Annotated in this window: 1 protein-coding gene; it reads left to right on the forward strand. The window is 36.7% G+C overall.

The window, feature by feature from the left end; genetic code table 11:
* Positions 1–359 precede the first annotated feature (359 nt).
* Complete coding sequence (locus F6K22_RS41010) at positions 360–1,052, forward strand: response regulator transcription factor (protein WP_293110924.1); 693 nt, start codon at positions 360–362, stop codon at positions 1,050–1,052.
* Positions 1,053–1,303 lie beyond the last annotated feature (251 nt).

Consider the following 1,303-nt stretch of genomic DNA (forward strand, 5'->3'; position numbering starts at 1 on the left):
GCTTGCACAGAAGTCAGAAGTCGGAAGTAATCCCTAACTGACTTTGAGCATTTATAAATGTCCGCGCTCTATTTGCGTAGTGCTATAACAGGGAGGATAGTAGGGACTTTCCATGGAACGTCCCTACTATAGTCTATCAGTGTATTTAATTTTGCCTACCTACTTAGCTGTATTTCATATCATGCCTAAGCTTTATTGTGCTTCATAAAAAAATATTTTAGTCAAGTATGGTAAACCGTATATTTTTTTCGCTCCATTAATAATAAAAATTAGCTAAATTAAAAAAAAGTATCAAAGTAGGAATAATCTATATATATTAAATGATTCAAGCTCAAAATCAGCTAGAGGAAAAATTAAAAATGTCAGGAAAAATATTATTAGTAGATGATGAACCAGGATTACGGGAAGCCGTACAAGCTTATTTAGAAGATAGCGGTTTCCATGTAGATGTTGCTAGTAATGCTAATCAAGGATGGGATATCCTACAATTACATTTACCTGACTTGGTAATTACAGATATTATGATGCCTCAAGTAGATGGTTATCAATTTCTGCAAAAATTACGAGAGGAACCAAAATTTAAAGCTTTACCTGTAGTATTTTTGACTGCCAAAGGAATGACGACAGACCGCATTCAGGGTTATCAAGCGGGTTGTGACGCTTACCTTTCTAAACCTTTTGACCCAGAAGAGTTGGTAGCTATTGTAGAAAATTTGTTAGAGCGTCGAACATCAGCACAAACAACTACTGAAGGAGAAAATACTCCCGATATTGCTGTTTTAGCAAGTCAAATTGCCGAAATAAAAGCAATGTTAATGGGAAAGAATACGATCGCTCAAACTCCTTCACCGATAAAAATAGATTTGACTCCTAGGGAACAGAGTGTTTTAGATTTAGTAGCTAGAGGGTTAATGAATAAGGAAATTGCTAGGGATCTAAATACCAGTGTTCGGAATGTGGAAAAGTATGTGAGTAGACTATTTACAAAAACTGGAACGAATAGTCGAACCGAATTAGTTCGCTACGCTTTAGAACATGGGTTGACTAATTGATATAGCAGGGAACAGGGAACACCGGATCTGGGAACAGGAAAATTTGTAGAAAATTTGTAGTAGACTGTTTCATCTTAAATGTTGCAATAGATGTAGGTTGGGTTGAGGGACGTAGCTTGCTTCTTTGCAGGAGTAACCCAACAACAGTCTTTCTCCTGTGCTCCCCTACTCCCCAATGCACAGTTTTAGCTGTGTCAGTCTGCTACTGGACTAATTAGCTATAAAATGAAAAAAATTATCATCGGTGTGAT

The sequence above is a fragment of the Okeania sp. SIO2F4 genome (assembly GCF_010672385.1).
In the GTDB taxonomy this organism is placed as follows: Bacteria; Cyanobacteriota; Cyanobacteriia; order Cyanobacteriales; family Microcoleaceae; genus Trichodesmium.

Coding starts and splice junctions, on each gene's coding strand:
- F6K22_RS41010 (WP_293110924.1), top strand. CDS start 360: ATGTCAGGAAAAATATTATTAGTAGATGATGAACCAGGATTACGGGAA.